The sequence below is a fragment of the Candidatus Coatesbacteria bacterium genome, from assembly GCA_014728225.1.
GTDB lineage: Bacteria > RBG-13-66-14 > RBG-13-66-14 > RBG-13-66-14 > RBG-13-66-14 > WJLX01.
In genome coordinates this window covers 1-5,589 of the sequence record WJLX01000169.1, presented here as the reverse complement: position 1 = coordinate 5,589, position 5,589 = coordinate 1, and the positions used below count along the sequence as shown (strand labels likewise).

Annotated in this window: 6 protein-coding genes; 1 reads left to right on the top strand and 5 read right to left on the bottom strand. The window is 61.6% G+C overall.

Annotation, left to right across the window (positions count from 1 at the left end):
• The 5 genes from GF399_12150 to dgt all read right to left on the bottom strand — a co-directional run.
• A partial coding sequence (locus GF399_12150; GenBank protein MBD3401064.1) for a hypothetical protein occupies window positions 1-201 on the bottom strand: 201 nt, incomplete at its 3' end.
• Window positions 202-501: 300 nt separating this feature from the next.
• Window positions 502-1,071 carry a hypothetical protein gene (locus GF399_12145; GenBank protein MBD3401063.1) on the bottom strand — a complete coding sequence of 190 codons (570 nt, stop codon included), beginning with the start codon at window positions 1,069-1,071 and terminating at the stop codon, window positions 502-504.
• Window positions 1,072-1,708: 637 nt separating this feature from the next.
• On the bottom strand, window positions 1,709-1,915 hold the full coding sequence (locus GF399_12140) for a hypothetical protein (GenBank protein ID MBD3401062.1): 207 nt from the start codon (window positions 1,913-1,915) through the stop codon (window positions 1,709-1,711).
• Window positions 1,916-2,193: 278 nt separating this feature from the next.
• Window positions 2,194-2,826 (bottom strand): hypothetical protein, encoded by a 633-nt coding sequence (locus tag GF399_12135; protein MBD3401061.1) that lies wholly within the window; start codon window positions 2,824-2,826, stop codon window positions 2,194-2,196.
• 328 nt (window positions 2,827-3,154) lie between these two features.
• Window positions 3,155-4,276, bottom strand: a complete 1,122-nt coding sequence (gene dgt, locus GF399_12130) for a dNTP triphosphohydrolase (protein ID MBD3401060.1) — start codon at window positions 4,274-4,276, stop codon at window positions 3,155-3,157.
• Between the two features lie 717 nt (window positions 4,277-4,993).
• Here dgt and GF399_12125 point away from each other — a divergent pair.
• Complete coding sequence (locus tag GF399_12125; GenBank protein ID MBD3401059.1) at window positions 4,994-5,299, top strand: hypothetical protein; 306 nt, start codon at window positions 4,994-4,996, stop codon at window positions 5,297-5,299.
• The last annotated feature ends 290 nt before the right edge of the window (window positions 5,300-5,589 follow it).

The following is a 5,589-nucleotide window of genomic DNA, read 5'->3' as shown; positions in this document are numbered from 1 at the left end:
TGAACTGCCGTCGAGGACGCAGGCGAAGACGCTCTCGCCGCCGTCGTCGAAGACCTGCCAGTGGGCGTTTTCGTCGTTGGTCGGTTCGGCGCCGACGCTGAGGGCCAATTCGGCCGGCTTGCCGAGCTCGGACGCGGCGACCGCTCCAGAGCCGATCAGAGAGCAGCAGACGACGAAGTAAATGATGGCTTTGGTTTGCATGACTTTTACCTCCGTTTTATAGTGGCTTCTTTTTTCCGCAGAGTAATCTGCTGTTACCAACTAATAGTATAACGTGCGCAGACCGCGATTTCAAATGTACTATCATATTGTCTGTCATATTGCTAGTTTGTGGGATGGCATCGGCTCTGCCGGGTTGCTCGGGAAATATTTTTTTGGGTGGGGCATTCACCGGCACTGATGTCTCAACCAAAGAATAACTAATGAACAACTAAAGAACAAACAAAGAACAAACCGGCCCCGGGGGGCCGGTTCGGTCACCGTGGTTGGTGGGGCGCTCGGTTAGTCCAGGGCCTTGATCCGGCCCCAGGAGCTTCCGACCACGGCGCTGTTCGGCGTGCCCTCGACGACGAAGAAGGCCGAGACGCCCTTGTCTTCGTCGTTGACGTGCATGTTGCCCCCGTTCTCGTAGAGCCAGGCGAACAGGTCGTCGCCCTGGTCGTGGACCTCGAACCAGTAGGTGCCCGGAGCCAAGTCCTCGTAGACATCGGCGGGATCGAGCTCGAGGCGGGTCTCTATTATGTCCAGCGTGTAGAGATCCTCGCCGGTGTCGGTGGTGGTGATGTCGGCGGCGTCGACGTTGACCGCCCAGAAGACGCTTCCCGGAACCCCGCCGTCGTCGTATGAGAGGGCGACCAGCAGGTCGCGGGGGTGGGAGCCGTCGTAGATGTTCCAGGTGACGAAGGCCTCGATGTCGGACTGGCTGTCGAGAACGAAGTCATCCAGACTGTGGGTGGTGTCGTAGGCGCTGTAGCCGCCTTCGACTTCGCTAAAACCGTAGGGGTTCTCCCAGAGGACCTCGGCCGCGGCCAGGCCAACGAGGATGACGAGGATCAGTGAAATCTGTTTCATGCTCGAGACTGCCTTCCGAGAGGGGATGCTGGTCTGCTTCGGTTTTGCTCGGGATCACTTAGTTCCGATGTGCCGAAGGCTGTCGAAAAGACTTGCTGTTCCAGTCAATGATAAGGCTGGTGGATGCGCAGCGTTCAAGCTGATTGTGGCGATTGAGCTTTGGTTATCAGTTGCTCGAGCTGCCGGCTCATGTAAGCTGGGCCAGTTCGAGCACAAACCCGCCGCCGTAGCAACGTTGAGGGAACCTAGAACGCAAGGCGCCGATTGACAAACAGATAAGGGGGATTGATCGCCGTATGTTCAAGCCATCAGTCAAGGCGATTATCAACGACCCGCTCTATCCGCCGCTTGCTCGACTTCCCTGGCTGACTGGTTTTGTTGATAGCTTGGTTGTTTATTGAGTAGCGTTGAATGAATGGTGCTGCTTGATTGGTCCAGGATCATCTATGATGCTAAGTATAACTGATTTCCTTCGACTCTTCCGTCCCCTGCCGGAAGAAAACCGGTCCCAGCGCCGGTTGCTGGTGTTACGCAACCCACTCTTGGCTTCCGGAGCTCGCCGCCGATCCCGGGCTAACCTGGGGTCGGGCTCAGATCAGGTTCAACTGGCGGTACAGGTGGGCGGCCTCGGGGTCGGTCAGGGCCACCAGGTGGTCCAGCAGCAGGCGAAGACGTTCTCGCCGCCGTCGTCGTAGACCTGCCAGTGGGCGTTTTCGTCGTTGGTCGGTTCGGCGCCGCCGCTGAGGGCTAATTCGGGCGGCTTACCGAGCTCGGACGCGGCGGCCGCTCCAGAGCCGATCAGAAAGCAGCAGGCGACTGAGAAAATGATGATTTTGGTTTGCATGACTTTTAACTTCCGCTTTATCGTGGCTTCGTTATTCCGCAGAGTAATCCAAGGGTACCAAGTAATAGTATAACGTACGCACACCGCGATTTCAGAATGATTATCATGTTGTCCGTCATGCTGCTTATCCTGCTGATCTGTGGGACGGCATCGGCTCTGCCGGGTTGCTCGGGAAACCCGTTAGAGGGGCGAGGCATTCACCGGCACTGATGATCTCGACCACAGAACAACCGGCCCCGGGGGGCCGGTTCGGTCACCGTGGTTGGTGGGGCGCTCGGTTAGTCCAGGGCCTTGATCCGGCCCCAGGAGGCGGGTTGGACGGCGGTCACGTCGCCGTGGAGCTCGAAGAAGGCGTCGTATTCTTCTTCCCATTCCTCGTAGGAGCTCTCCCAGGTAGCGCCGTCGTCGCTGGAGAGGTGAACCATCTCGTACTCGGCGTGCAGGGGGCAGACCCAGTAGAAGAGGTAGTCGTACTGGGCCTGGGCGCTGAACCAATACTGCTGGCCGGCGTCGAGGTCCAGCTCCTCCCCGGCGGCCGTCAGGTCCATGTCGATCTCGAAGATCTCCGCGGTCCCGAAGGCCTCGCCGGTGTCGGTGAAGGTGATGTAGTTGGCGCCGACGAAAACTTCCGCCAGCTCCGTACCCGGCTCGCCGCCGTCGTCGGTGAACAGGCGGACCCAGAAGTCCGACATCTGCTGGACCTCCTGGAAGATGCCCCAGATTACCACCCGATCCACGGTGGAGTCGCAGGGCACCGCGAAGTCGTCGGCCAGCATGTAGGACGCGCCGTAGGTGGTGCTGGGCAGGCCGATGACGGCGTCGGCGATGGCGAAGCTCTGAGCGTAGATCAGCTCGGCCCCGGCGGCCGTGACCAGGACGATGGTAATTAATAACAAGACGCTACGCTTCATACGGCAGCTCCTCGGGACGGATGGACGGGTTCGGTAAGACCGGGTCTAAGTAACGCCCGCTGACGGTTATCTTAGTTCAGTATAGCTTGGTCTTTCATTACTGTACAGGAAAATGTGCATTTTGCGAAAACCGACCGGCGCGGGCCGGTCGTGCGAGCCGGTCGTGCGAGCCGGTCGTGCGGGCCGGTCGCGCGAGCCGGTCGCGCAAGCCGGTCGTTGGTCGGGTTGGTTCGAGCGCTACCTCGCCCCCGGCGCCCGGGCAGAGCAGGGGCTGGGCAACAGCGGCAGAGCTTACCCGGGCGGCCCGGCTTCGGTGAGTCGACTGGTATCAGAAGAGGTTCAACTGGCGGTACAGGTGGGCGGCCTCGGGGTCGGTCAGGGCCACCAGGTGGTCCAGCAGCAGGCGGCGCCGGGCGCGCTCGTCGGCCCCGGCGTAGCCGCGCTCCCGGACCTCGGCGGGCGGATAGGCCTCCCAGTGGCGGTAGATGGAGTGCAGGATGTCCTCGGCCCGGCGGCACTGGGCGGCGATCTGTGGATGGTGATAGAACCGCTCGCGGCTGAAGCCCTTGAACTCGGTCACCAGGCGGCCCAGGTCCTCGGGGTAGTCGATGACGGGATGATCGATCCCGGCGGCGGCGGCGGCGCGGAGCTGTCCGGCGGCGTGCTCGATGACACCGCGGATCAGCGTGCCCAGGGTCTCGCGCTTGGGCGAGCGCAGGAAGTGGGCCAGGCGCGCGGGGATCGGGGCGCGGCCGGCGTCGAACAGACCGGCCCGGCGCATGTCGTCGGTGTCGTGGGCCAGGTAGGCGATCTCGTCGGCCAGATCGACGACCTGGGCCTCGAGGCTGCGCGGCTCGGTGAAGGGCCGCCCCTTGGCGGAATAGCCCAGCTCGAGGAAAGCGGCGGGCAGCTCGCGACCCTCCGGGTAGTCGGCGGCGTCATAGGCCGTGTGGCAGAGGATCCCCTGGCGCGTCTCCCGGGTCAGGTCCAACCCCTCGAGCTCGTCGACAACGCGCAGGGAGTGCTCGTTGTGCTCGAAGCCCCCGGCGTCGCGCATCAGCTCGCGCAGTGTATCTTCGCCGGCATGGCCGAAGGGCGAGTGTCCCAGGTCGTGGCCCAGGGCGATCGCCTCGGTCAGGTCCTCGTTGAGCCGCAGGGTCCGGGCGATCGAGCGGGCCACCTGCATCACCTCGAGGGTGTGGGTCAGCCGGGTGGTGTAGCGGGCGTGGGGCGGCCCGGGCATGACCTGGGTCTTGTGCATCAGCAGGCGGAAGTGCCGGGCGTGGAGGACGCGGTCGCGGTCCCGGGCGAACTCGGAACGGTAGGGGTCCGGGGTGTAGTCCGGGTCCCGGCGCCGGGCGGCGGCGGAGCGGGCGGCGTAGGTCGACAGTCGGGCCTCGGCGGCCTCGACGTCCTCGCGCCGTCGGGGGATGTCGAAGGCGGGGGTCATGCTGCCGGTCCAAATCGGTTGATAACGATCAACTCCGGTAGGGGCGGCTGGTGTCGGTCGGTCTCGTGATGAAACCGGATAGCGGTGAATTCCCGGGGGACCTGAAGGTCCTCCCGGACAGAACGGTTGATATTTGCTTACAGTACAGCATCCACCCTCTGTAGGGGCCGACCTTCGGGTCGGCCCGCTTCCGGGCAACCGCCGTGTTGGTCCGCTGTAGGGATGATCGATGATAATAACTGCGAAATTGGTACGTATTGGAATCTGCCTAATATACATAGTCACTTCATTAATGTCTTCATTATCTCTTAGCACAAGACAATAACAACCGCTCCGCCAGAGACGATTTTCATATTATGACAGGAACTTTCTCTAAAAATGCTTAGGGATCATCACAGAAGATGAACATCAGGTATTACAGTTGGGTACATATATCGGCGTGAACAAGTCTGTTATCCTGCCACCAATAAAGGGGGCAATGTGGCAGATGGCTTAAAGAGTGACCCCGACAGGCACGTCAAGTGTCCGAAGTGTAACTATCGCTACACTACCGCTGGACGACGGGCGTCATATGTGCAAGCGCTGCGGTAAGTTGTTCTACCATCGTCCCCGGGGGCGCCGCAACGAGCTGCCGCCGGAGAAACGCAATGAGATAGCGCAGCGCCGCCGCTCGGGAGGCCGAGCTGGAGAAACTCGAGGGGCACATTCGACAAGCACATAGAAGTCGATGGGGCCTACTTCGGCGGCCATCGTAAAGGAAAGCGAAGCCGGGGCGCCGGCGGCAAGATCCCCGTCTTCGGGCTGCTCGAGCGGGGCGGCGGGGTGCGCGTCAGCCTGCCGCCCAACTGTAGCGAGAAGCACCTGCTGGGCGCGATCCTGGAGAACGTCGAGCTGGACTCGAGCGTCTACTCCGACGGCTGGAAGGCCTATAACAAGCTGTCGCTCAACGGCTTCCACCACAGGCGGATCAACCAGGGTCTTGTCATGACCAGGGTCTTGTCATGGTTGATGTGTGCATGGTGAAAACCGTTGAGTGACAGTTTCTTCCAGGCCCGGTAGCCCTCGGTATAACGGTATAGCTGATCAGGTTCAGCGCGGCCTGGCGAGCGGCGGCGAGGCGCTCACTTAGTCGATTGCACCTTTGGCTGCTGTGTTCGCGGATAAGCCGACCGCCCCGGCCGCGGCGGCCGCCGCAACGCTCAGCCGGAAAATACGAGCTATCTCTTTGCGTTTAGCTCTAGGTAGCTTCGTCTATCTGGGTCGATGGGTATCTTTCCCGCCGCAACTCTCACATTTTTCATCTGCCGTCGGCC